This window comes from Priestia sp. D3YE.R1 (genome assembly GCF_049199565.1).
GTDB lineage: Bacteria > Bacillota > Bacilli > Bacillales > Bacillaceae_H > Priestia > Priestia aryabhattai.
Window position 1 is genome coordinate 816,958 of sequence record NZ_JBLTHW010000001.1, and the last position, 25,616, is coordinate 842,573.

23 protein-coding genes are annotated in these 25,616 nt (G+C 38.9%); 19 read left to right on the forward strand and 4 right to left on the reverse strand.

Features of this window, described 5'->3' with window-relative positions:
- Positions 1 to 5: 5 nt before the first annotated feature.
- On the reverse strand, positions 6 to 1,238 hold the full coding sequence (locus tag ACOZIR_RS04185) for an ATP-binding protein (RefSeq protein WP_237758374.1): 1,233 nt from the start codon (positions 1,236 to 1,238) through the stop codon (positions 6 to 8).
- A 213-nt stretch (positions 1,239 to 1,451) separates the two neighbouring features.
- Positions 1,452 to 2,879 carry a cryptochrome/photolyase family protein gene (locus tag ACOZIR_RS04190; RefSeq protein ID WP_080890126.1) on the reverse strand — a complete coding sequence of 476 codons (1,428 nt, stop codon included), beginning with the start codon at positions 2,877 to 2,879 and terminating at the stop codon, positions 1,452 to 1,454.
- Between the two features lie 165 nt (positions 2,880 to 3,044).
- Here ACOZIR_RS04190 and ACOZIR_RS04195 point away from each other — a divergent pair, with 165 nt between their 5' ends.
- The 12 genes from ACOZIR_RS04195 (at position 3,045) to ACOZIR_RS04250 (ending at position 17,454) form a co-directional block, all read left to right on the forward strand.
- Entirely contained in the window at positions 3,045 to 3,995 is a 951-nt protein-coding gene (locus ACOZIR_RS04195) for a hypothetical protein (RefSeq protein WP_421535514.1), read from the forward strand.
- 251 nt (positions 3,996 to 4,246) lie between these two features.
- Positions 4,247 to 4,939, forward strand: coding sequence for a copper homeostasis protein CutC (locus ACOZIR_RS04200; protein WP_045290002.1), 693 nt, complete (start codon positions 4,247 to 4,249; stop codon positions 4,937 to 4,939).
- 262 nt (positions 4,940 to 5,201) lie between these two features.
- Positions 5,202 to 6,566: an aspartate aminotransferase family protein gene (locus ACOZIR_RS04205; RefSeq protein ID WP_045290000.1), complete on the forward strand. Its 1,365-nt coding sequence runs from the start codon at positions 5,202 to 5,204 to the stop codon at positions 6,564 to 6,566.
- A gap of 1 nt (position 6,567) precedes the next feature.
- On the forward strand, positions 6,568 to 8,088 hold the full coding sequence (locus tag ACOZIR_RS04210; RefSeq protein WP_328120178.1) for a pyridoxal phosphate-dependent decarboxylase family protein: 1,521 nt from the start codon (positions 6,568 to 6,570) through the stop codon (positions 8,086 to 8,088).
- Positions 8,066 to 9,820, forward strand: coding sequence for an IucA/IucC family protein (locus tag ACOZIR_RS04215; protein ID WP_328120179.1), 1,755 nt, complete (start codon positions 8,066 to 8,068; stop codon positions 9,818 to 9,820). The genes ACOZIR_RS04210 and ACOZIR_RS04215 overlap by 23 nt, the downstream gene beginning before the upstream one ends.
- Complete coding sequence (locus ACOZIR_RS04220; protein WP_328120180.1) at positions 9,817 to 10,410, forward strand: GNAT family N-acetyltransferase; 594 nt, start codon at positions 9,817 to 9,819, stop codon at positions 10,408 to 10,410. Before ACOZIR_RS04215 ends, ACOZIR_RS04220 begins: the two co-directional genes overlap by 4 nt.
- On the forward strand, positions 10,389 to 11,678 hold the full coding sequence (locus tag ACOZIR_RS04225; RefSeq protein ID WP_045289994.1) for a lysine N(6)-hydroxylase/L-ornithine N(5)-oxygenase family protein: 1,290 nt from the start codon (positions 10,389 to 10,391) through the stop codon (positions 11,676 to 11,678). The genes ACOZIR_RS04220 and ACOZIR_RS04225 overlap by 22 nt, the downstream gene beginning before the upstream one ends.
- 3 nt (positions 11,679 to 11,681) lie before the next feature.
- Complete coding sequence (locus tag ACOZIR_RS04230) at positions 11,682 to 12,836, forward strand: MFS transporter (protein ID WP_328120181.1); 1,155 nt, start codon at positions 11,682 to 11,684, stop codon at positions 12,834 to 12,836.
- The gene (locus ACOZIR_RS04235) at positions 12,833 to 14,638 is read left to right on the forward strand and encodes an IucA/IucC family siderophore biosynthesis protein (RefSeq protein ID WP_328120182.1); all 1,806 of its coding nucleotides are present in this window, start codon (positions 12,833 to 12,835) and stop codon (positions 14,636 to 14,638) included. The genes ACOZIR_RS04230 and ACOZIR_RS04235 overlap by 4 nt, the downstream gene beginning before the upstream one ends.
- Before the next feature lie 286 nt (positions 14,639 to 14,924).
- Positions 14,925 to 15,827, forward strand: coding sequence for a formyltetrahydrofolate deformylase (gene purU / locus ACOZIR_RS04240; RefSeq protein WP_045289989.1), 903 nt, complete (start codon positions 14,925 to 14,927; stop codon positions 15,825 to 15,827).
- A gap of 350 nt (positions 15,828 to 16,177) precedes the next feature.
- Entirely contained in the window at positions 16,178 to 16,972 is a 795-nt protein-coding gene (locus ACOZIR_RS04245) for a thymidylate synthase (RefSeq protein ID WP_045289987.1), read from the forward strand.
- On the forward strand, positions 16,969 to 17,454 hold the full coding sequence (locus ACOZIR_RS04250; RefSeq protein WP_045289985.1) for a dihydrofolate reductase: 486 nt from the start codon (positions 16,969 to 16,971) through the stop codon (positions 17,452 to 17,454). The genes ACOZIR_RS04245 and ACOZIR_RS04250 overlap by 4 nt, the downstream gene beginning before the upstream one ends.
- 51 nt (positions 17,455 to 17,505) lie before the next feature.
- On the opposite strand, the gene ACOZIR_RS04255 is transcribed toward ACOZIR_RS04250, so the two are convergent.
- Entirely contained in the window at positions 17,506 to 17,724 is a 219-nt protein-coding gene (locus ACOZIR_RS04255; protein WP_310878463.1) for a hypothetical protein, read from the reverse strand.
- Between the two features lie 231 nt (positions 17,725 to 17,955).
- Here ACOZIR_RS04255 and ilvA point away from each other — a divergent pair, with 231 nt between their 5' ends.
- The 7 genes from ilvA (at position 17,956) to ACOZIR_RS04290 (ending at position 24,728) form a co-directional block, all read left to right on the forward strand.
- Positions 17,956 to 19,227, forward strand: coding sequence for a threonine ammonia-lyase IlvA (gene ilvA / locus ACOZIR_RS04260; protein WP_013084697.1), 1,272 nt, complete (start codon positions 17,956 to 17,958; stop codon positions 19,225 to 19,227).
- Positions 19,228 to 19,388: 161 nt separating this feature from the next.
- Positions 19,389 to 19,640, forward strand: coding sequence for a YpmP family protein (locus ACOZIR_RS04265; RefSeq protein ID WP_013058743.1), 252 nt, complete (start codon positions 19,389 to 19,391; stop codon positions 19,638 to 19,640).
- A gap of 169 nt (positions 19,641 to 19,809) precedes the next feature.
- The gene (locus tag ACOZIR_RS04270; RefSeq protein ID WP_328120183.1) at positions 19,810 to 20,652 is read left to right on the forward strand and encodes a DegV family protein; all 843 of its coding nucleotides are present in this window, start codon (positions 19,810 to 19,812) and stop codon (positions 20,650 to 20,652) included.
- A 150-nt stretch (positions 20,653 to 20,802) separates the two neighbouring features.
- The gene (locus ACOZIR_RS04275) at positions 20,803 to 22,419 is read left to right on the forward strand and encodes an ATP-binding protein (RefSeq protein WP_045289978.1); all 1,617 of its coding nucleotides are present in this window, start codon (positions 20,803 to 20,805) and stop codon (positions 22,417 to 22,419) included.
- A 24-nt stretch (positions 22,420 to 22,443) separates the two neighbouring features.
- Positions 22,444 to 23,022, forward strand: coding sequence for an SCO family protein (locus ACOZIR_RS04280; RefSeq protein WP_310878464.1), 579 nt, complete (start codon positions 22,444 to 22,446; stop codon positions 23,020 to 23,022).
- Between the two features lie 233 nt (positions 23,023 to 23,255).
- Positions 23,256 to 24,143, forward strand: coding sequence for an SGNH/GDSL hydrolase family protein (locus tag ACOZIR_RS04285; protein WP_237758373.1), 888 nt, complete (start codon positions 23,256 to 23,258; stop codon positions 24,141 to 24,143).
- Between the two features lie 12 nt (positions 24,144 to 24,155).
- Positions 24,156 to 24,728 (forward strand): YpmS family protein, encoded by a 573-nt coding sequence (locus tag ACOZIR_RS04290; protein WP_013058738.1) that lies wholly within the window; start codon positions 24,156 to 24,158, stop codon positions 24,726 to 24,728.
- Positions 24,729 to 24,759: 31 nt separating this feature from the next.
- On the opposite strand, the gene ACOZIR_RS04295 is transcribed toward ACOZIR_RS04290, so the two are convergent.
- Positions 24,760 to 25,515, reverse strand: coding sequence for a DUF4397 domain-containing protein (locus tag ACOZIR_RS04295; RefSeq protein WP_045289971.1), 756 nt, complete (start codon positions 25,513 to 25,515; stop codon positions 24,760 to 24,762).
- Positions 25,516 to 25,616: the final 101 nt, after the last annotated feature.

Genomic DNA, 25,616 nt, shown 5'->3' on the forward strand with positions numbered 1-25,616 from the left:
TTCTTTTACACTTCTACCACATAAAGTTCAGGCGTTTTCATAGGCAGGGTAATGGTAATGCTTGTGCCGTCATTTTCTTCACTTGATATGTGGAAAAAACCATTATGCTCATTAATAATTTTGTTACAAATGGTTAGTCCCAGGCCTACTCCTCGTTCTTTTGTTGTATAAAAAGGCTCTCCTATATGAGGGATACGCTTTGAATCAATTCCACATCCGCTATCTTTTATCACAATACATAGCGTTTCTCTAGCTGATTTCTCAATCGATACAGCCAGCTTACCGCCGCTTTCCATCGAATCAATGGCATTTTGTATGATATGAATAAATGCTTGGGTTAGCTGTGTTTTTTGCCCACTAATGAGCAGGGGATGTTCTTTTGGATAATGGCGAATGATGTGGATATTCTTGACTTCTGTAACCGGTTCAAATTGCTTTAATACCTCATCTAGCAAGTCTGTCATAACAAGGCTTTCTGTATATGCGTACTCTCGTTTAGCTAAACTCATAAATTCTGCGATAATATGTTCAATTTGTGAGAGTTCATGCTGAATGAGATCTCGATAAATCATTGTTTTTTTCGGCTGCTGTGTCTCACTGAACAGTTGTACAAACCCTTTAATGGTTGTCAAAGGATTTCTAACCTCGTGTGCGATACTTGCAGCAAGGTGACCAAGGACAGAGAGTTTTTCTGAATTCTGAATCTTTTTCTCTGCTTGTCTTTTCTCTGTTACGTCTCGTGAGACAAATACAAACCCTTCGATTTCTCCAGTAGCTGTGACAATTGGAGCGCCTTTACATTCTAATAAAACGATGGTGCCATTCACGTGAAACTTTCGGTATTCAAATGTGGAGGCATCTTTTGTTTTGCTCATGTTAGCTAAAATAGTCGAGATTAGGTGTTTGTCTTCAGGATACGCATTGATAAGCACATGTTGTCCAATAAGTTCATCAGGACAAACCCCTAATGTTTTAGCGTAAGAAGGAGAAGCGTATTCATAAATGCCATCTTCAGTAATAGCACATACTAAATCATGGGTATGAGATAAAATAGCTTGATGCTTTGGTTCATTATCATCCGTCATGATTCGATCTTTTAATGGATAAAAAAGCTGATCTTCTTGGTTGGTGAAGGTGTGCCGAACTTGAGTGCCGCACATTCTGCAAAAATTATAATCTTCTTTATAGTTACAAGAAGGACAAACGGGCATCGAATCACTCCAATCAGATCTATGCAATGAGAGAGTTCCCAAGCATATATAATCATTATTATATATTCAAATTATAGGAAAAAATATGAAAAATCAAATGTGCTATAGAGAGGGGAATTGGGCTTGAAAACCCTATAAATAGATTTCAAATACATGTTTTTAGTTGCAAATAGATGTGAAATGGAATTTTTTACACATTTAAAAAATTCAGCATATCAAATAAGAGGTGTGATTTACCTCTTACTTGATATGCTGATAATGCTCTAGCGCTCGCTCTCTAGCTGCTTTATGATCGACAATTGGAGTTGGATATGTTTTATTAAGTGTAACGTTTGCTTTTTCTAATACGTCTGCTGGGGCCTCCCAAGGTTTATGAATATAAGAAGAAGGAATATCTTTAAGCTCTGGAAGCCACCTTTTAATATATTCTCCTTCTTTATCAAATTTTTCTGATTGAGTAATTGGATTAAAAATACGAAAATATGGCGCGGCGTCTGCTCCCGAGCCTGCAACCCACTGCCAGCCCATTGTGTTGTTAGCTAAATCTGCGTCTAATAAGGTATCAAAAAACCAATTTGCTCCGTGTTTCCAATGAATTAAAAGGTGCTTTACTAAAAAGGAAGCGGCTACCATTCGAACTCGATTATGCATAAAGCCTGTTTCCCACAGCTCCCGCATTCCGGCATCGACAAGGGGATAGCCGGTTTTTCCATTTTTCCAAGCTTGAAGCTCTTCATTGCCGTCAGCCCACTGAAATTGCTTGAATTTTTCATTCAGCGGTTCACTTATAGTGTGTGGGAAATGATAAAGCAGCTGATAAGCAAAATCTCTCCATGCAAGTTGACGAATAAACATTTCAGCTTGCTGTTCAAAAGCATCAGAACGTCCTTTTTCTGCTTTAGTTCTCAAATAATGATAAAGGACGCGAGCTGAGAGCTGTCCTGTAGCGAAATAAGGAGATAGGAATGAATTTAATGCTTCAGCGGGAAAATCTCTTCCTTTTTCATAGTGAAGCAACTTTTTCTTTAAAAACGTTTTGAAGGCATTAGCAGCGCCTTTTTCCGTAGCTTCCCACGTCGACTTAATCGTTTCATCCCACGGTATGCTTGGAAGTAAATCAAGATCTGAGACCGAAAGAGATTCAATTGGTTTAGAGAAGGCCTGTATGGAAGTAACTTTTTTTACAGCAGAAGATATGGAATGTTTTAGAGAAGCTTTATAGTAAGCTGTAAATACTTTATAAGGCTCTCCATTTTCTTTTGTGATTTTCCAAGGTTCATGAAGGAGAAATCCCTCAAATGTGCGAATATTTATTTGTTGCTCTGAAAAAAAAGCTTGAAGCTCTTTGTCTCTTTTTAGCGCATGTGGTTCATAGCGTCTGTTCCAATAAATATCTTGCGCATTCGTTTCATGGAGTAATTTTTGCAACACATCTTTAGGGTTTCCTTTTTGTACAATTAGCGTTCCTTCTATCTTTTCGATCGAGGTTTTAAAGTCATTTAGCGCATGGTGAAGCCACCATTTACTTGCACTTCCCATTGAGCTTTCTTCATAGTCGTCATGGACATAAACAGGTACAACCATTCCTTCTTTAGCTGCGTGAAATAGAGCTGGGTTATCAACCAGCCGAAAATCTTTTCGAATCCATACGATAATGGTTTTATTCATCATGTGCCACCTTTCTATCTGCAATTTGCCTCGATTATAGCTTTTTTCTCATACGTTCTACAATTTTGAATGTGTAGAAGGCCTATTTTCTTATGGACGAATTTCAGATTGATGGTAAAAAGAATAACGTAAACAGAGTAAGAGAATGGGAAGGAGCCCTTAAAAATGAGAAATTCGTATGGAATGAAACAAACCGGACAACCGATATCCAATCCATATATGCAAGCAGCACCTAAACCTGCTAAAATGCCGCCGATGCCTTCTGCAAAAGAAATGCAGGCAATGCCGATGCAAGAAGGCGCGAAGCAAATGCCAATGTACGGAGAAATGCCGCCGATGAAAGATGCAATGCTGCCGATGCATGGAGGAATGAATCAAATGCCGATGCAAGGCGAAATGCCACCGATACAAAAAGAAATGGGTCAAATGCCGATGTACGGAGAGCTACCGCCAATGCATGAAGGAATGGGTCAAATGCCAATGCACGGAGGAATGCCGCCAATGCATGGAGGAATGGGCCAAATGCCAATGCAAGACGGAATGCCAATGCATGGAGGAATGGGCCAAATGCCAATGCAAGACGGAATGCCGATGCATGGAGGAATGGGTCAAATGCCGATGCAAGACGGAATGCCGCCAATGCACGGAGGAATGTGCCAGATGCCGATGCATGGAGGAATGCCGCCAATGCACGGAGGAATGGGCCAAATGCCGATGCATGGAGGAATGCCGCCAATGCACGGAGGAATGGGCCAAATGCCGATGCATGGAGGAATGCCGCCGATGCACGGAGGAATGGGCCAAATGCCGATGCAAGGTGGAATGCCGCCAATGCACGGAGGAATGGGTCAAATGCCGATGCATGGAGGAATGCCGCCGATGCACGGAGGAATGGGCCAAATGCCGATGCAAGGTGGAATGCCGCCAATGCACGGAGGAATGGGTCAAATGCCAATGCACGGAGGAATGGGTCAAATGCCAATGCACGGAGGAATGGGTCAAATGCCGATGCATGATTGCGGATGCCGCGATGTCTCAGCACCCGTTGGTCATCAGCAGCCTCATTCTTTAAATGAGTGGATGTTCATGCAACAAACAAATCCACGCTCTTTTTAATAAATCCTTTACCCTAGATAAAAGGGATGTATTTTTAAATCTTTAGTATAAATATAGAATTTTATTAATTGAAACGTCATGAGAAAAAGAATAGTTCTTACTCTTTTTCCATGACATTCAATTTTTTGAAAATATTAATCACATCTTTTGGGTGTTTTCTTACATAAGAGAGTTTGGTAGAGTTTTTTAAGTATAAATACAGGGAAAAGAAGGCAAAAGCTCTATATTAAAGGGGAAAGGGTGTTTTTAGAATGATATTAGAAGTCACAGCTGCAACCTTACATGATGCTAAAGTTGCCCAGGAACATGGTGCCGATCGTATAAGTCTTGTAACTGGAATCGGTGAAGGCGGCTTAACCCCAAGCTACGGTTTGATGAAAAAAGTAAAAGAAACGATACATATCCCAATATTTGTGATGATTCGTCCACATAATCAATCTTTTCAATATGATGAAGACGATTTGCAAACAATGATTGAAGATATTCACCATGCAAGAGAAATTGGCATTGATGGAATTGAAATTGGCTGTTTAACAGAAGACAAAATTATCGATGAGCAAGCTCTAAAGCGACTGCTGGATGCGGCAGGAGAAATGAACGTAACGTTTCACTTAGCATTTGATGAAATCAGTGATCAAGAAAAGGCGCTTGAAACGCTTTTAAGCTATAAGCAAATTCAGCGTGTCATGACTTCAGGAGCGGATAAAAGTGCACTGAACGGTATTCCTCATATTAAAAAGCTGTTAAGAAGAATGAAAGATAAAGATATTATTTTAATCGGGACAAAAGGGCTGAAACCTGAAAATCTTCAAGCGTTCTTATCCGTTACTCCCGTGAAAGAAATTCGTATTGGTTCAGGGGTTCGAGTGAATTGTCAATATACGAAACCGCTTGACCCAAGGAGTGTAAAAGCTGCAAAAGAAACGATGAATAAGCAAAAGTAACAGAAGTGCTACAAGGAATTGTAGCACTTTTTTATTTGGAAATAGAAAGGGACTTATTACATAGTTTTCCCTAAATGGAAAACATAATAAAACCCTTTGAATCCTTGATACATAAGAGAAATGCTGAGTTTTTATGAATTTAGAAGGAAATAGGAATAATTTCATATTTTCAGAATAATTATTGACAGTGATAATCATTATCATTTATTGTTGTAATTGTTAATGAAAATCATTATCAATTGAACAAACAGGAGGATATGATATGTCAACGTCAACGAAACAACTTACATCAAACGAAATGCTGCTTGCTATGCAAAATGAACGAGAATCCAATGCAAGATCTTATCCTAGACGCCTTCCCATTGCGATCAAGCAGGCAAAGGGCGCCGTGATCACGGATATGGATGGAAAAGAGTATATTGATTGTTTAGCAGGAGCCGGCACGCTTGCTCTTGGTCATAACCATCACGTAGTTCATGAAGCAATACAAGACGTTTTAGCAAAATCTATTCCTTTACATACATTAGATTTAACAACGCCTGTGAAAGAAGCTTTCATCGATGAAGTATTCGCTAGTTTGCCGGAAAATTTCGCAAACAAAGCGAAAATACAGTTTTGCGGTCCAACTGGCGGAGACGCAATTGAAGCGGCTTTGAAGCTTGTGAAAACAGCAACAGGCAACCGAACGATTTTATCTTTTCAAGGGGGATATCACGGCTCCACACACGGAACGTTAAGCATCAGCGGTACAACGAGTCCCAAAAAGCACATTCATGCGCTAGTGCCGGACACACATTTTTTACCCTACCCATATGAATATCGCTGCCCTTTTGGCGTAGGTGCTGAAGGACACACGTATATTAGTACATATATTGAAAATATGCTGGATGATCCTGAAAGCGGAATTGTTACTCCTGCCGGTGTTGTAGTAGAAATTGTACAAGGAGAAGGAGGCTCTGTTCCAGCACCGATTCCATGGTTAAAAGAGCTTCGCAGAATTACAAAAGAACGAAACATTCCGCTTATTGTCGATGAAGTTCAAACTGGAATTGGTCGAACAGGAAAGCTGTATGCATTCGAGCACGCTGATATCGAACCTGATGTATTAGTGCTATCTAAAGCAATTGGAGGCAGCCTTCCTTTATCAGTCGTTCTGTATGATAAAAGGCTTGATCAATGGGAAGCGGGTGCACATATCGGCACCTTTAGAGGAAATCAGCTTGCGATGGCTACAGGACGAGCTACTCTGCAATTTATAAAACAAGAAAACTTACCTGCGCATGCTCACGAGTTGGGAGCTTATATTCAAAGTCAGCTAAGACTTATTCAAAAGCAAGTATTCTCGATTGGCGATGTACGCGGAAGAGGTTTGATGCTGGGTGTTGAAATCATAGACGCAACAAAGCCTGCTAATAAAATTGGCAGTCATCCTGCAAACGGTGAGTTAGCTAAGCTGATTCAAAAAGAATGTTTTGACCGAGGCGTCATTTTAGAAGTTGGTGGAAGGCATGGTGCTGTTATTCGTTTGCTTCCTCCATTAATTTTAACAAAACAACAAACGGATGAAGTATTAACGAGATTTGAAGAAGCGGTAAAAGCAGCAGAAGAGAAGTGGGTGAATAAATAAAATGGCGCCGTTTGAAAAGTGGTTTTTATCATCATCCAAAGAAAGCCTCGAGAATTATGAAGCGATGATAGGCGGAATGACTGAGATGATTAAACGTCACTACCATGACCTAAAATCCCCTTATACTCACATAGACGTTGACGAGCTATCAAACTTAGTCAATCGTTCGGTCTATTTTAGCGAACACGAACAGCCGCTAGAAGACTTGTTTGATGATGTACAAGCCGTAGTGATGGATCATTCGCTTCATATTTCGCATCCCGGGGCAATGGCACACCTGCATTGTTCTCCGATTATACCGGCTCTTGCTGCGGAAGTGATGATTTCTGCTTTGAATCAATCTATGGACTCGTGGGATCAAAGTCCGGCAGCTACGTATATAGAAGATCAAGTGATTGATGAGTTAACACAACAAATTGGTTATCAAAGCTCTTCTTCGGGCATTTTTACAAGCGGAGGGACTCAGTCGAATTATATGGGACTTTTGCTTGCACGTAATGAATATTGTCATGCTGCATTTTCAATTGATGTGAGTGAAGAAGGCTTACCGTTCCAAGCTAAAAAACTACGAATGTTCTGCTCGGAAAAAGCTCACTTTACAGTGCAGCAATCTGCAGCTCAGCTCGGGCTGGGTATGAATGCGGTGGTGAGTGTAAAGTGCAATGAGAGGCACGAGATGGATATAGAAAATTTAGAAGAAGCAATACGGGAAGTCAAAGCACAGGGAAACCTTCCTTTTGCTATTGTAGCAACGGCAGGTACGACGGATTTTGGAAGCGTAGATCCTCTTTTTGAAATAAGTGAGCTAGCTAAAAAGGAAGGGCTTTGGCTTCATGCTGACGCCGCCTATGGAGGAGCGCTGCTATTTTCACATAAATATCGTAAACGCTTAAAAGCTCTTGAACGAGCAGATTCTATTACGATGGATTTTCATAAGTGGTTTTATCAGCCGGTGAGCTGCGGGGCATTTCTACTGAAGGATCAAGCTATGTTCAAACACATTCAGCTTCATGCAGATTATTTAAATCCTGAAGAAGATGAGCATGTACATTTGGTAGATCGCAGCATTCAAACGACCAAACGATTTGACGCTTTGAAGCTATGGCTAACTTTCCGTGCAGTAGGTACAAATGAGTATGGAAAAATGGTTGATCATACGATTGAAACGGCTAAGCAAACAGCTGAACATTTACGAAAGCAAAGGAATATTGCAGTGTTAAATGATCCTTATCTGAACGCGGTTGTCTTTCGCTATGTGCCAGAGGTCATATATGGGGATCATAACAAACAGCTGCACTATGAAAATAAGCTGAATCAGCGTATTCAGCAGCACTTATACGAAAAAGGCACTTTTATCATGGCAAAAACAAAGCATAAAGAGCGAGCCTATTTAAAACTAACGATGTTAAATCCTATGATTACATTTAATTCTGTTGCCACTCATTTAGAGGAAGTCGTTGCTTTAGGCAAACAGTGGGAGAAAAAGGAGGAGCGATTACGTGAACGCTCAGTTATCGGCTAATTTTATTACGATGCAAAACATTATTAATTGCTATATTCGAGAAACAGGTAAGGGAGTATGGGAGTCCGTTTCAGAAATAAAAAGCGAAGAAACGCTTGTTCTTAGACTAGAAAAACAGCCGGTAACTCTTTACTTTCCAGTAAAGTACCGCTCAGCCACCGGACGTCACTTGTTCTTTTCGAACTTTTCTTATCGTATTCAGCAAGAGGAGGTTAAGGAGTTAGATATCGTCACTCTTTTGGCCTTTCTTTTAAAAGAAGTAACGGATCATTTATTACAAGTAAATGAGCTAATTGTACGTGTCCTATTAAGCTATGAAAATATGAAATTATTCATTGAAAAAAGACAGAAAGAGTTAGAGACGTGCTATAAATGGGACAAAACGTTCTTAGAATCTGAGCAGTCCCTGCTTATTGGGCACCAGCTGCATCCAACACCTAAAAGCCGCCAAGGGATATTACCTGAAGAAGAAGAGGTGTTTGGGCCTGAAGTGAACGGCAAATTTCAGCTTCATTATTTTAAAGCGCATGCATCTCTTGTTGCAGAACAGTCCACTGGAAGCCAAACCGCTTCACAGCTTATTAAAGAGCAGCTGAAAAAAGATAAGACGGTTTCTGAAGAATTCATACAGTCTTATTGCCAAGCGGACGATTACTCACTTATACCTATGCATCCGCTGCAAGCTCGTTATCTTTTAGGAAAAGAAGAAGTGTGCGAATGGATTCAAAAAGGCAGGCTTACTTATCTAGGGCCACACGGTCAGCCGTTTTATCCGACTTCGTCTGTTCGAACCGTATACAGTAAAAATGCAGATGTGATGTACAAATTTTCTATTCCGGTAAAAATCACTAATTCGCTGAGAGTGAACAAACGCAAAGAATTAAGCAGAGGAGTAGAGGTTAGCCGTTTGTTGCAAAAGGGATTACAAGCGGAGCTTCAAGAAAATCATCCGGATTTTCAAGTGATTGAAGACCCTGCTTACATCACGCTTGGAGAAAAGGAGCTTGGATTTGAAGTCATGATTCGAAGCAATCCTTTTCAAGGTAAGCAAGGGGATCGTACAACACTTCTAGCTAGTTTGTGTCAAGATCATGTGTTTGGAGAAGCTTCTCAAATTGAAAATATTATTAATCATATTGCCGCAAGTGAAAATAGCACGACTGAAGATGTGAGCAAGCGCTGGTTTAAACGCTATTTAAATGTCTCTTTTCATCCTATGATGTGGCTTTACACTCAAAAAGGAATTGCGCTGGAAGCTCATCAGCAAAATTCCGTTATTAAACTTGATGAAAACGGATATCCATCGGTGTTTTACTACCGCGATAACCAAGGCTATTACTTTATGAAATCAAAGGAACAAGAGCTTCGCAAGCTGCTTTCTTCCTTAAACGGAGAAAGCGATACGGTATGTGATGACGCTGTAGCAGAAGAAAGATTTCGTTATTACGTATTTTTTAATCATATCTTAGGATTAGTTAACGCTTTTGGTGCAGCTGGTCTCGTTCAAGAATCAAATCTGCTATTGATTTTGCGACAAGAGATCGAGATGTACAAAGAAAAAGATCATACGGGGCTTGTTTCATCAATGCTAGAAGAGAGTGTGCTTCCTTGCAAAGCCAATTTCTTAACGCGCGTTCATGATATGGATGAGCTGGTAGGATCGCTTGAAACACAGTCTATTTATGTAAATGTCGAGAATCCATTGTACGAATCTGCAGGTGTACGTGTATGAAATCGGCCTTACAAACGCAGTATCCATTTAGGGTTCAGCAAAAGGAGCAGAGCATTACCTTTCGCTCTGTTTCTTTTGCAAAAGATTTCGAACGACTGTACAAGTGGATGCATGAACCGCATGTTATTCCGTATTGGAATTTAAATATTTCAAAACAGGCTTACGAGCAGCATTTAAAAACGTTTCTAGCGGATTCCCATCAAAAACTGCTAATTGGAGAAATTGACGGTGTACCTATGAGCTATTGGGAATCTTATACGGTTGAAGGCGATATTATCAGTAACTATTACTCTTATGAAAAAGGGGATCAAGGGATTCATTTATTAATTGGAGAACCTGCTTTTTTAGGAAAAGGCTATATTTATCCGCTCCTTCTTAGTTTGCTAAAGCACAAGTTTAACGTAGCAGACACTGTTAAAGTAATAGCGGAGCCAGATATACGAAATGAAAAAATGATTGCAGTATTTAAAAAATGCGGCTTTCAATTTATGAAAGAAGTGTCGCTGCCTGATAAAACGGGTGTACTGCTGAAATGTGAAAGAGAAGTGTTTGAAAGAAGGTGGAGTAAATGGAACAACGGGACATTTTAGACGTAATTGGAGTAGGAGTTGGTCCATTTAATTTAGGATTAGCCGCTTTAATTGATAAAACAGATTGTACATATAAATGTTTTGAACAAAAGAATGAGTTTAATTGGCATCCAGGAATGCTCTTAGAAGGAACAACTCTTCAAGTGCCGTTTATGGCAGATGTGGTCACGATGGTGGATCCGAAGAGTCCATACACGTTCTTGAATTATTTGCATGAGCATGAGCGCTTGTATCAGTTTTATTTCTTTGAGAAGTTTCATATTCCGAGAAATGAATACAATCACTATTGCCGCTGGGTAGCGAGCCAGCTGAGTGGGCTTGAGTTTAACAGTACAGTAAAAGAAGTGAAAATGCATGAAGAAGCTAAGCCTTACTACGAAGTAACGGTAGAAAAAGAGGGGAAGCTTCATACCTATTACAGCTATCATCTTGTTACTGGAGTAGGTACGCAGCCCCTAGTGCCAAGAGACTTTCAAACAGTGGCAAGCGATACGTTTTATCACTCCGCTCATTATAAAATGAAGCGTGAGCAAACGATGCAGGCTAAAAGTATAACCGTAATTGGCTCTGGTCAAAGCGCAGCTGAAATTGTCTATGATTTACTTCAGCAGCAGCCTGAGTTTGATTACAAGCTGAATTGGTATACGCGCTCAAAAGGATTTTATCCAATGGAATATTCAAAGCTTGGCCTTGAACATTTTTCACCTGATTATACCCGCTATTTTTATAGATTGCCCGAAGAGAAAAAAGAGAGCGTTTTACAAAATCAAGCTCTTCTCTATAAAGGAATAAGCTTTGAAACAATCGGGGATATTTATGATTTGATTTACGAACGAACAATTGGCGGAAAAGAAGTACCGCTAACGATGCGCGCGCTTACGGAACTTGCAGGCGTTGAAAAGAAAAACGATACACATCTTCTGACCCTTCACCAATACGAGCAGGACTCATTTGAAAAAGAAGAAAGTGAAATTGTCATTATGGCTACGGGCTATCATGCAAAAGAGCCTGCTTTTATGGAAGGTTTAAAAGAACATGTACTCTTCGATGAAAAAGGCCAGCTGAAAATTAACGAACGCTATCAAGTTGAGATGAAGAAGAAAGGAGCCAAGCTATTTGTGCAAAACGGAGAGCTTCATACACATGGAGTTGGAGCACCGGACTTAGGTTTAGGCGCTTATCGAAATGCTGTTTTGATTAACCAAATTGCAGGCAAAAGCGTGTACAAAATATATAAAAATACTGTTTTCCAAAAGTTCGGATTTTAAGAAATGGTTTCCGCGCGTTTTGTTTTTATCTGCTTGTTTATGACGATGACGTCAGAAGTATTATTATCACCATTTTATCCACAGTATTTTACACATGCATTTCATGTAGATGGAGTGACGATGACGTCTTTTTTCATTATTTGCTGCCGGATTGTGGTCATTGTCATGACACCTTTATGGGGAATGCTGCTTAAGAAATGGAACATAAAATATGTAGTTGTAGCGTCACTTCTAATGACGGCCTTAATTAAAGTCATTTTGAGCGAAGTTTCTACTTTTTATGGATTTTTAGCTACTTCCTTAGTGCTGCTTGTATTTCAAAGCAGTTTATATCTTTTATACCCATATTTAGTAGGAGGCATGAAAAAAGGACAGAAAAAGGCAAGTGCTGCAACAACGTATGTATTTATTGTTCATACGGCTATTATTGTGGCTAGCTTGTTTGGAAGTACGGTTATTGCATGGGAAATGCCGCTTAAAGTATATCAATACTTTGCTTTAACTGATACGGTACTGGCCGTATGGCTCTTAACAAGAACAGCATCAACTTTAAAAACAGAGAAAACGCCGTCCATTCAAAGCACAAACGAGCCTATCTTTTTTTATTTGCTGGCGATTTTCTTTTTTCACCTTGGACACAATGTCATTCGCCCTTATTTTACATTGTTTACACATGAAACATATGGCATGAGCAGTCAAGACAGCGCTTTGTTATACGCGATGCCGAGCATTATGGCCATTGTCTTAAAGCTTACGGTACCTACCAAACTATTGAACAGCAACGTTATACCGCTTTTTTATAGTATAACGGTTGCTAGTGTTTTGCTGCTGTGTTTGCAAGCATACGCTGATCATCTCAGCGTGTTTATTATCAGCCGAATTTTATATGGAGCCGGGTTTTATCTCAGCATGGTTATACTGGATATCTATTTATTTCGAAAAAGTAAAGAAGCGGCTGCTTACTATTACAGCTGGCTTATTGCTGTTCAAAATACCGCCCTGCTGATTGCACCGATTTTAGCATTAGAAATCAGCAAAGTGGATTTGGCATTTCCTTTAGTAGCGGGAGCAGCTGCTTTGCTAGCTGCTAATGCTGTGATGCCGCTGCGAAATAAAACAATTCCTATTCTAAGACAAGTAAAGGAGAATGAAGGATGAAGATCAAAAAAACGAACCTTTCCGTATTTAATAAGCAATCATGGGAGAAAGCAAATCGGCAGCTTTTAGCTAAAATGCTGCAGGAATTCATGTATGAACATATTATTGAGCCGAAACAACTGCAAAAACAGGGTGCGATTGCTATGTATCAATGGGAAGACCACCGAGGTGTTACGTATACATATCAAGCGAAACAGCGGATGTTTGATAGTGTTTCAGTACTCCCAGAAAGTATTAAGTTAACGTCTAAAACGTCAAACCCTACATTTTCAGAAGCGCTTCAGCTGTTAATTAGCTTATCAGAAGACAAAGGAATGTCTAGCTCAACTGCAGGTCATTTAGCAAAAGAATATTTTCATACATTAGTAGCAGATTTGCATTTGCAAAATCGAAAATCAGCTGATGAATTAGCAAATATGGATTATGCAGAGCTAGAAGGTGAAATGACGGGACATCCTTGGATTACGTATAATAAAGGGCGCATTGGGTTTGGTTATGATGACTATCTTCGGTTTGCACCCGAGCAAAAACAAGAAATTCAGCTTTCATGGATTGCGGTAGAGAAGCAAATTGCTTCATTTCATTCGTTGGATACTCTCGGTTTTGATGATGTCATGAAGCAGGAGCTAAGCGCTGAGACGCTAGCTGAATTTGAAAAAGAGTTACGAAGCCAAGACCTTTCGACAGCGGATTATTATTATATTCCCGTCCATGAATGGCAGTGGCTAAACGTAATTGTTCCTTTATTTGCTGAATACATTGCAAATGACTTAATTGTTCCTTTAGGAGAAGGAAAGGATCAATACTTGCCTCAGCAGTCGATTCGTACATTCGTGAATACAACAAATCGAGATAAGTATCACGTAAAGCTTCCAATGAGTATATTAAATACGCTTGTGTACAGAGGCCTTCCAAGTGAGAGGACGGTCATTGCTCCTCAAGTCACTCAGCATATAAAAGGCATAAGAGATCGCGACACGTTTTTAAAAGATACGTGCAAAGTAGGGCTTTTAGGCGAAGTGGCTACGTTAAACGTATCTCAGCCAACGTTTGCTTCTATTAAAAACGCACCTTATCAGTATTTAGAAATGCTTGGAGTCGTTTGGCGTGAAAGCATTTATCAAGAGTTAGAAGAAGACGAGCGTGCGATTACGCTAGCTGCGCTATTACATGTTGACAGTGAAGGACAAGCTTTAGTTTCGTCGTATATAAAACGGTCGGGCCTGACTCCTAACGAGTGGGTTGATGCGCTAACCAGCGCTGTTTTGCCGCCGCTACTTCACTACTTGTATCAATACGGAACTGTATTCTCCCCGCACGGGCAAAATACAGTACTGGTTCTTAAAAATAACAAGCCGGTTCGAATTATTATGAAAGATTTTGTAGACGACGTGAATATTAGTGATCAGCCGTTTGAAGAACTGCAGCAGCTATCTTTTGAATTAAAAGAAGTGCTGCGCAGCGAAGAGCCGGAAGGATTGACGCAGTTTATTTTAACAGGGTTATTTATTTGTCACTTCCGCTATTTAGCAAGCATTTTAGAAGAGCATGAAGGTGTAGAAGAAGAGGACTTTTGGAAAAGTGTACGAGCAGAAATTTTACATTATCAAGCATCATTTCCACATTTACAAAAACGATTTGAATTATTTGATTTATTACGTCCAACTATTACTAAGTTAACGTTAAATCGAAATCGAATGTTTGATTACGGATACGAAGACGACGGAGATCGTCCTCACGCAAGCGAATATGGCAAGGTACGGAATGCTTTGCATGAAGTGAGTGAAAAAGCTGTGCAATAATAAGGAAAAGCCGCTGGTGTTGTGTCAGCGGCTTTTTTATGTTTGATTCAAAAGCAGTAAGAGAAGTGGATGAGCTACAGTACTTTAGGAAACACTCATTTTAGGTATGTACAGAATATAAAGATGAGTGAATGAACGATTTGATTGGAGTAGATATCAGAACAACAAGTACACAAGCCGAAGCAAACGTTTCGGTTTTCTTTTGTCACAGCTTTATTTCAATGTCGCATCGCTGCAAGGATAATGGTACAATTGTCTGTATATTTAAAAAAAGAGAGGGAATTACATGAAATCGCATATTCAAAAACATTTAACTTCATATAAAGAGAAATATAAAAATCGCGGTCGACTATTAATTAGCTGTCCGGATCAGCCGGGTATTGTATCGGCTGTTTCTACGTTTTTGCATGAGCACGGCGCAAATATTGTAGAATCGAGTCAACATTCAACGAACCATGAAGGCGGCATGTTTTTTATCCGTTTCGAATTTGAATGTGAGGATTTATTAGCTAAAGAAGTAAAACTAGAAGAAAGCTTCAAAAAGATTGCTGATACATTTTCAATGAACTGGCAGTTTACATATGCTCATAATTTGAAAAAAACAGCTATTTTTGTGTCAAAAGAGCCTCATTGTCTGTTAGAGCTGCTGTGGGCTTGGGAAAGCGGAGACTTGATGACAGACATCGCGGTCGTTGTAAGCAATCACGAAGATGCGCGCGAAGTAGTCGAATCGTTTGGCATTCCGTTTAAGCATATACCAGCGACAAAAGACATTCGTCAAGAAGCAGAAGCAAAACAGCTTCAAGTATTAAAAGATTATGATATTGACGTAATTATCTTGGCGCGTTATATGCAAATTTTAACGCCGACTTTTGTGGCTGAAAACCCATATCGCATCATTAATATTCATCATTCATTCTTACCGGCATTCATTGGAGCACGTCCATATGAACGCGCATATCAACGAGGCGTAAAATTAATTGGGGCCACGTCTCATTATGTAACGGACGACTTGGATGAAGGACCAATTATTGAACAAGATATTGAACGCGTGAACCACCGTGATGATGCGGATGACTTAAAGAAAAAAGGACGCTTAATTGAACGTACGGTGCTTGCACGCGCTGTGAAATGGCACTTAGAAGACCGCATTTTAGTTCATGAAAACCGCACAATTGTATTTAATTAACAAATACTAAGCTGTTAAAGAAGTAGTTTAGCCGAAGGAAGATCCGAACGATGAATCGAGATTCTTGTGAGAGAATGAAATTCGTTCGGATTTTTTTATGGTCATAGTAAAAGTAGGTTTCATCTGTTTAGTTGCTTCTAGCGCTTTCACGGAGATCAACCGCGGTCTCATAAGCAATTTATACTCGATTATTTAATTGATTTCGTTATGTCTCAGTCTCGTTTTTTCTGAGGGAATCGCTTATCTAAATGATAAAGAACTTTTCTGTATGAGCTGAGATTTAGTTGTTTACTTAGCCTGTGAACACTTATACAATAGAAAAGGACTTTTTAATAAAGGAAGTGTCGGAAGTGAAACAATATCTTGAACTTTGCGAGCATGTGTTAGCAAATGGAACAAAAAAAGAAGATCGGACAGGAACAGGTACAATTAGCACATTTGGCTATCAAATGCGTTTTAATTTACAAGAAGGTTTCCCGGTATTAACGACAAAAAAACTTCATTTGAAATCAATTATTCATGAACTGCTTTGGTTTTTACAAGGAGATACAAACGTTAAGTACTTACAGGATAACGGCGTGCGCATTTGGAATGAATGGGCGGATAAAAACGGCGAGCTTGGTCCTGTGTATGGTCATCAGTGGCGTTCATGGCCAACGCCGGACGGAGAAAAAATTGATCAAATTACAAATGTTATTAATCAAATCAAAAACAATCCTGATTCCCGCCGCTTAATGGTAAGCGCCTGGAATGTATCTGATGTAGACAATATGGCTTTGCCGCCTTGTCACTGCTTATTTCAGTTTTATGTAGCGGACGGCAAATTGTCTTGTCAATTGTATCAGCGCTCAGCTGATATTTTCCTAGGCGTACCGTTTAATATTGCTTCATATGCGCTGCTTACAATGATGGTGGCACAAGTGTGTGATTTAGAGCCTGGTGATTTTGTTCATACGTTTGGTGATGCGCATATTTACAGCAATCACATCGAACAAGTAAACCTGCAGTTGACGCGTGAGCCTCATGCATTACCAAAAATGAAAATCAATCCAGATGTAAAGTCTATCTTTGACTTTAAATTTGAAGACTTTGAATTAGTAGACTATAATGCGCATCCTCATATCAAGGGAGCTGTAAGCGTATGATTTCTCTTATTGTCGCAATGGATCAAAACGGGCTTATTGGCAAAGATAACGATTTGCCATGGCGCCTTCCAGAAGATTTGAAGTATTTCAAGCGCGTCACAACGGGTCATACGGTCGTGATGGGAAGAAAAACATTTGAATCAATTGGACGACCGCTCCCTAATCGTGAAAATGTGATTCTTACACGTCAAAAAGATTATCAGCAAGAAGGAGCAACCGTTATTCATTCAGTTGAGGAACTAGAAGCATTAGATGCTCAAAAAGAAGACGAGCTGTTTGTGATAGGTGGAGCTACTCTATATGAGCAAACGTTAGACGTTGCAAACCGACTTTATATTACGCATATTGAAGAATCGTTTGAAGGAGATACACATTTTCCTGCGATTGATTTTAGCGAATGGAAAGTTATTTCGAAGCAGCAAGGAATTAAAGATGAAAAAAATCCCTACACGTATTATTTTACCGTATACGAGCGAAGCTAATTTTTCTTGTTAATAAAAAACGCACCCTGCCCTATAAAAAGGCAGGGTGTTTTATATTGATTTTAATTGCTTCATCATTTCGTGAAAAGCGGCTGTGCTAACAAACTGTTCAGCGCTCCAGTTTGTTTCAATCCACTGAATTAGCTCGCTTGGTGTATTAAAAACTTCTCCGCTTGTATCTGCTTTGCGAAGCATATATCTACCGTTTTCTTCATCTGCAACTACTTCGCACGGAACGGCACTTTCATGACTTTGAAGTGAAAACTCCATTTGTTCCACAACCTTTCTTAATTTATACCTGTTATCGCATCAGCTGCATGTAGAAAGTATGGGCAATTTTGTAAGTCTATTTAGCGTTTGCTAAACATATGTAAAGTATGTGGACAGTGAAATAGTTGGAAAAGTTTTTTTAGTTATTATTAATGAAAAATAATGATTTTTCTAAATTTTTTGTGATATAATGTACAAATTAATAATGGTAGAAGAGGAAGGAAGTTGGTTATGAAACAACAAGTAGATAATCGAACAAAACACGTACATTTAGAGGACATCATGATTGCAAATCAATTGATTAAAGATGTTGTTGTGCATACACCACTACAGCGTAATGACGTTTTGTCTGAACGATATGAATGTAATATCTATTTAAAACGTGAGGATTTGCAGGTGGTGCGCTCATTTAAAATCCGCGGTGCGTACAATCGAATCAAAAAGTTATCCCCAGAAGAATTAGAAAATGGAATTGCCTGTGCAAGTGCAGGAAACCATGCACAAGGTGTAGCATATGCGTGCCGTCATTTAAATATCGATGGTAAAATCTTTATGCCGAGCACAACGCCGCGCCAAAAAATTAATCAAGTGAAATTTCTAGGCAAAGATAACGTAAAGGTCGTACTAATCGGAGATACGTTTGATGATTCTTATGAACAAGCTATTGCATGCAGTGAAGAGGAGCATCGAACATTTATTCATCCATTTAATGATGTAGACGTTATTGCAGGACAGGGTACAGTAGCCGTTGAAATGTTCAATGACTGTGAAGATGAAATTGACTACGTATTTGCGGGTATCGGCGGGGGCGGATTAATTTCCGGTGTCGGCACATACGTAAAAAGCATCTCGCCTCAAACAGCTGTGATTGGGGTGGAACCAGCAGGCGCGCCTGGTATGCAGACATCTTTAGCAAATGGAAATGTAGTGACGCTACCGGCAATCGATCCATTTGTAGACGGAGCGGCTGTTAAAACAGTTGGAACGCTTCCGTATGACATCAGTAAAGAGCTTGTGGACGATATTGTAGTTGTTCCTGAAGGCAAGGTTTGCACAACCATTTTATCTCTATACAATGAAAATGCGATTGTAGCAGAACCAGCAGGAGCTCTTTCTATTGCTGCTCTTGACTCATACCGTGAGCAAATTAAAGGAAAAACGGTTGTTTGCGTCATTAGCGGAGGCAACAATGATATTGGACGTATGCAAGAAATCAAAGAACGTTCGATGATTTATGAAGGATTACAGCATTATTTTATCGTTAATTTCCCTCAGCGCGCAGGAGCTCTTCGTGAATTTTTAGACGAAGTGCTTGGACCGACAGACGATATTTCGCGCTTTGAGTATACGAAAAAGAATAACAAAGACAGCGGGCCGGCACTTGTGGGAATTGAGCTTAAGCATAAAGAAGATTATTATCCACTAATTAACCGTATGGATAAAAAAGGATTTCCTTACACGGAAATTAATAAAGAAAGCAACTTGTTTCACTTATTTATTTAAATAGAAGGTCGTTTTAAAAAGGAATGCTTCATCAACTGTCGAATAAGTTGATGAAGCATTTTTATTTTAAAAAATATTTGTGTTTTCTTTTTATTTTATCAAGACAGAAAGTGCCTCAAGCATTATAATAAAATAAACGGGTAAAAAGAGGGTTGATCGCCTTGCTATTAAAAAGCCTTGAATTTAAACATGTCAGTGGTCAAAAAGTAAAAATTACTGAAATTCCAGTTTTAGAGGAAAATAGCACGTTTCGGTTCATGTTATCTGCAAAACTTGATTTATTTATTAGACAAATCACGAACGAATCAGTTCCGAAGCAAACCTACTCGTTTCAAGAATATTTAAAACGCGTGCTGAAATGGAAAGATTACGAACAGCTCTTTAAGTCTCATGTATTAAAGCATAATGCATAAACGTAAAAGTTGACTTTTCTGAATATTTCAGCAGAGTCAACTTTTTTTGTTGATATAAAAGGTTGAACATGCGTTTTACGAATTAGCAAAACTTGCATTCTATTATAACTATATTGTTGTAAGCGTTCATGTTATACTAGTCTGCAATGCATCTTATAGGGGTGAACACATGGCGAAAATTAAAGTGGTAACGGATTCAACAATTGATTTAACGTTGGAAGAAGCTGAAAAATACGGTATTGAGATGATACCTTTATGTATTAACATTGATAATGAAACGTATTTAGATCGCGTGGAATTAACGCCGACAGATTTTATTGAAAAAATGAAAAATTCAAAAGAATTACCAAAAAGCTCTCAGCCAGCTATTGGTTCTTTTGTTGAAGTATATGAACGATTAGTGAGTGAAGGGTATGACGTCATTTCGATTCATATGACTGGAGGAATGAGCGGAACTGTTCGAGCAGCTGAAAGCGCGGCTCAAATGGTAGCAGGAAATATCACCGTTGTCGATTCTATGTATATTACAAAAGCTCTTTCGTTTCAAGTCTTTGAAGCGGTGAAAATGATTGAAGAAGGGCATACAGTAGAAGAAATTATCACGCGCCTGGAAGAGGTGCGTCAAAATACGAATCTTTTTGTCGTAGTTGATACGCTTGAAAATTTGGTTAAAGGTGGACGTATTGGACGAGGAAAAGGATTGATCGGTTCTCTTTTAAATATTAAGCCGATTGCTTCTCTAGCTGACGGAGTATATACTCCTGTTGCTAAAGTGCGCAGCCATTCTCAAATTGTTAAGTTTTTAACGAAACAGTTTGAAGAGCATACAGAAGGAAAAAGTATTAAAGGAGTAGGGCTTGTACATGCAGATGGACTTGGGCTCGCTTCTAAGTTAAAAGAATCAATCGTGAAGGCAAGAGGCTATACGCAATTTTCGATTGAAGATACCACGCCTATTATCTCGACGCATACGGGTATTGGTGCAATTGGTTTTATGTATTTTGCTGAATAAAGTGAGTTGCTTTTTGCAAGTCACTTTTTTGGCTTTCTCTTTTTTGGAAAAAGGAGAAAGAGAAGTGGACGAACGTGTGATATAATAGAATCAACTTTCTACCAGTGAATGCTGTGCTGGTTACTATTCTTTTGAATCCGGAGTATACCGATGAAAAAATATATTCGAAATTTGAGTGTGTTTAACAAAACGGTTTTATTTTCTACTTTAATTGTAGTCGCCCTTGGAGTCATTTCTTTAGCCATTAGCTATCAAGTTCAAAAAAAAATGGCAAAAGAGACGTTAACGCAGCACGTGTTAATTATGGCCGATTTATGGAGGGAGTCTTTATCTAAACAAGACGTAATAGCAGCAGTGGATTCAAGGAACGGGACGATTCCTGAAAAAGACGAGCTAGAAAAGCAGTTCAGAAAGATTTATGAATTGCATCCGTCATACTTGCAGGGATATATTATGACGACCGAAAAATTCAAATCGCATGGAAATAAGATTATCGTAACAGCGAATAAGAAAATTAAACAATCGCTAGAGCCGTCCATGATTTATTATGGGGGAGAAGAATTTTATAAATCATTTAAGCAAGCAGAACAAGAAAAGAAAAATATCGTAACATCTACATACAAAGACGAATTCGGGACGTGGATAACCGTTTTATCGCCTATTACAAACAGCTCTGGAAAAGTTGTGGCTATTCTTGGTGTAGATATAGATGCAAGCGCTATCTATATCTATCAAAAACGTTTAATTGTGTCTTTGGTCGTTGCGTTTACGCTTCTGTTTACCTTCATTATTGTGATTCAAGACTGGGGACTAAGGCGATTAATGTCGCCCCTTGGGGAATTAATAGAAGGAATTCAAGCGGTAAGTCAAGGGGAATTTGATGTGAAGCTGACACACGAAGATGATTCTGAGTTAGGGAATGTACACACAAGATTTAATGAAATGACCGAGCGGCTGCAGCAGCTTTTTCATCAAGTGTCGGTAACAAAAGAACACCTGAATGTAGAAACAGATCTCAGTCATACAAAAGACGGAATTACCAAAGCGATTGATGAATTGGAAGTCATTATGGAAAAAACAAGGATGCAAAAGGAATTGCAGCGAGCAGAGAAAATGAATGCAATTGGTCAATTAGCTGCTTCTGTAGCGCATGAAATTCGAAATCCTATGACGGTGGTAAAGGGGTTTTTGCAGCTGTTTCAAGATAATACAAAGCTTTCAAACACTGAATTAAGTTACATTCATCTTATGATTAACGAAATGGACAGAGCGGAAGCGATTATTCATGACTATTTATCTTTAGCCAAGCCGGATGTTCATCAGCATCGTTTTATTAACTGCTTAGAGTGTATTACAAGCTTAGTAGACTTATTATCTTCTTATGCTTTGTTAACAAACAATATACTCATAGAATTAGACGCAAAAGAAGAGGTGTATGTTCGCGGCAGCCGAAACGAATTGAATCAAGTTCTGCTTAATATTATGAAAAATGGAATTGAAGCCATGAGAGCTGGAGGAACGCTTCGAGTAGGACTTTACAAGCGAGAAGGGCATGTACATATTCAAATTGAAGATACTGGTATAGGCATGACCAGTGAACAAGTGAACCGGCTGGGAACAGCGTTTTATTCTTTAAAAGAAAAAGGAACAGGGATTGGTCTGATGGTTTCTTATCAACTGGTCGAACAAATGAATGGAAGAATTGAAGTGGAAAGCATACCAGGAAAAGGTTCAACGTTTACCTTGATTTTCCCTAGCTATGACTAAACTTTAATCGTGCAGGAGGAACATATGAAAAGCTGGTCTTATAAATTGTTTTTTTTACTGCTCATTAGTTGCATGATGTTAACAGCCTGTGGTTCCAAAATAGAAAATCCGCTTAATTGGAAGATGGACTCTTTTTCTTATGTTAATCAAGATCAAAAGAAAGTAGGGCTAAGTCAGCTGAAAGGGAACGTTTGGGTAGCTAACTTTATCTTCACAAGCTGCGAAACCGTATGTCCCCCAATGACGGCTCATATGGCTAAATTACAAAAAATGGCCAAGGATGAAGGGCTGGACGTTCGCTTTGTTTCATTTAGCGTAGACCCTGAAGTGGACACTCCGCAGAAAATGAAGGACTATGCGGCTAAATTTGGCGCTGATTTTTCGAATTGGGATTTCTTAACGGGTTATAAACAAGCGGAAATTGAAAAGTTTGCGCTGGATCAATTTAAGATGATTGTGAAAAAGCCGCAAGAAAATCCGCAGGTTATTCACGGTACGTATTTTTTTCTCATTGACAAAGATGGAGTGGTTCAAAAATCTTATCAGGGAGTGACTGATCCTCCTTATGATGATATGATCAAAGATATCAAAACCCTTCAGTAAGAGCTATAAAATTGTCAAATCTATCCGCCAAACACAGCTATCTTTACAGTGATGTGTTAGCGGATATTTTTATGAAACAAACATGGTTATCCTTTTTTTTACATATACTATATATAGAAAACGTAGTAAAATATCAACTTGACATAGTATGATAAGATATAAAGATATAGTTATTCAGAGCGGTAAGCAGTATTGCTTGTGACAGCGAGAATACAGCATAGTTAGTAGGTGTTATGATGAGAAAATGGAAAAGTATAGTGATAAGCAGTATGAGTGCGGTGGTGTTAGCGAGCTGTTCGACAACGACTTTTTTGCCGGCGGACAATAAAGAAGAAGCCGTTCAAAAAGAAGTGGATTTAACACCTAAGAAGCATATTCCGAAAGGCTTTTTTCCTGTAGATTTAGATATTGTAGCCATTGGTGACTCATTAACAGAAGGAGTAGGAGATGAGTCTAAAAAAGGCGGTTATGTACCATACTTAACTAAATACCTTTCTAAACAAAATGAAGTGCAAAATGTACGAACAGAGAATCTAGGCAAAAGAGGAAACCGGACGGATCAGCTATTAGCGAGGTTAAATCAGCCGGGAGTAGCAGCTGAAGTATCCAGAGCAGACATCGTTTTCTTGACGATTGGCGGCAATGACGTGATGAAAGTGGTAAGGGATTACTTTTACAATATCTCAATTAAGACGTTTGAATCCCAGCAGTCCAGATATGAAAAACGGCTAAATGACGTGTTTTCACGTATACGTAAGCTTAATCCTAATGCCCATATTTATTTAATTGGTTTTTATAATCCATTCTTTAAATCATTAAGTGATGTGAAAGAAATTAATGTCGTTATTAATGAATGGAATGCAGCAAGCGAGAAAATTGCTTCTCAATATGATAATGTAAGTTATGTAAAAATTGATGATATTTTTTATGATTCTGACGTAAATTTATTAGGGAAAGACGAGTTTCACCCTAATAAAAAAGGGTACAAACTAATGGCTGAGCGCATTAGTAAATCAATGGAGGAAGAAGATCCTCTCGTTGGAGACCAGAAAAAGGAAACAGCAGAAGAAGTTACATCTGATGAAAAAGAGAAAAACACGAAAGAGAGTGGGAACGAGTAAGGAGATTGTTATATGAAAAAGTGGAAAACCCTATTTATCGCGTTATTAGGGATTAATGTTCTAGGGGCTATCCTTATTATTGCGTTTATTTTTCAACCGGTTGACAAGGCCAATCCAACTCCCTCTGAAAAAGTAGAAGGAGACGCAGAACTAACTATTTTGGCTAAAAAAGCGGACTTAAATGTACTGATTGATAAATATTTAAAAAAAGAATTTAAGAATCAGCCGCTTAACTACAAAATTACTCTTACCGATGTAGTAAGAGTAGACGGAACGATTCAAGTATTCGGCGATGATATTAATATTCGAATGACATTTGATCCAATCGTACAAAAAAATGGAGATATTGTGCTTGAACAGCAGTCACTTTCTGTTGGAAAGCTGCAGCTCCCTGTCCGCACAGTGCTTCGGTATGTAAATAATAACTTTGCGCTACCAGAATGGGTAACGATTGATCCAAAGAATGAATCAGTATACGTAGCGTTACAGCAGATGAAGTTAGAGAGTGATTTTGCTGTAAAAGTACAAAAGTTTGATTTGAAAAATGATGATATTCGCGTACGTTTAATTTCACGCAGTGAATAAAAAAACCTTCCAATTTGGAAGGTTTTTTTTGTTAACGATCTTGGGAAATCAGCGCTTCTAATACAGGACGGTTCTTAGCAAATCCGACGGCATATACCGTATATGTTCGATTCGGCCGAAGGTTCAGTGCCGGGATTTCGAGTACTACATTTTTGGTTCCTGCTATGCGCACGCTAAGTTGAACGTGCATGGGGGATAAAGGCAAATATTTTGTGACTTCTTTAAACTGCACGCCAGAAAAAATGACGTCTCCGCCTCTAGCCGCAATATCCACAGCGGGAGCATCAGGAGAAAGGTGCACAAACCGAAGCTTTGTTTCTCCACTTGGTACATCCGTATTGTCATAGATAAATAATAAATCAAGTTTGTTTAGCTCATCTACCGCCGCTACCGTGTAATTTTGATTTCCTTCAAATGTAAATGATTCTGTTAAAACAGGTCTTTCCGTTTCTCCAGCGGGATAAATAGAAATTGTATATCTTCCAGGTTCTTGTAATTCAATATAATCTGTTTCCTGTTTATAAGTTAAATTGCGGATCACTCGTTTGTTGTTAATATAAATATCTACAGATGGAGAATCTGGAGAAGCGTGAAGTATACGAATTTGCGGCGGATTTACGCGCAAATTCGTATTTTCAGAAGAAGTTAAGATGGCCTGCTGAATATAGTACAAATGCTTTTGATAATAATGAATATGCTTAGAGGGATCACTATACTTATAGTAGTTAGCTAGAAAATCGTATTTCATTGCTTTTTTAATATATTGATCAAAGGAATAATTAGCCATATGTTCAGCTCCCTTATTGTCGGAGTATAAAAACATTTCCATACGTAACCAAACATATGCTAAAACTCATAATTTATGCCGATCACTGATCACTCCCGAGA